The sequence below is a fragment of the Mammaliicoccus sp. G-M28 genome, from assembly GCF_022386595.1.
Taxonomy (GTDB): Bacteria; Bacillota; Bacilli; order Staphylococcales; family Staphylococcaceae; genus Mammaliicoccus; species Mammaliicoccus fleurettii.
The window spans coordinates 1-375 of record NZ_JAJNIF010000040.1 but is presented as its reverse complement, the minus strand read 5'-3'; the positions used below and the strand labels follow the sequence as shown (position 1 = coordinate 375).

Below are 375 nucleotides of genomic sequence, written 5' to 3'. Positions count from 1 at the left end.
GCGATTATTAAGCTTGAATTTCGTTAGAAATTCACTCGGTTTATTGCTTGGTAAAATCTATTTGCTTACTTATCTAGTTTTCAATGTGCAAAATAATTATGGTGGAGACTAGCGGGATCGAACCGCTGACCTCCTGCGTGCAAAGCAGGCGCTCTCCCATCTGAGCTAAGCCCCCTAATTGGGTAATTAAATTTTTAATGGTGGGCCTAAATGGACTCGAACCATCGACCTCACGCTTATCAGGCGTGCGCTCTAACCAGCTGAGCTATAGGCCCATTCTTAAATTGAATGTTAAATAAACATTCAAAACTGAATACAATATGTCTCCGTTATTCCATGACCTAATGGTCATTCCGTAATATCCTTAGAAAGGAG

Annotated in this window: 2 tRNA genes; both read right to left on the bottom strand. The window is 40.8% G+C overall.

What is annotated here, in order from left to right:
- Window positions 1-99: 99 nt before the first annotated feature.
- Window positions 100-175, bottom strand: a tRNA-Ala gene (locus LQ609_RS12595).
- A 23-nt stretch (window positions 176-198) separates the two neighbouring features.
- Window positions 199-275 (bottom strand) — tRNA-Ile (locus tag LQ609_RS12590).
- Window positions 276-375: the final 100 nt, after the last annotated feature.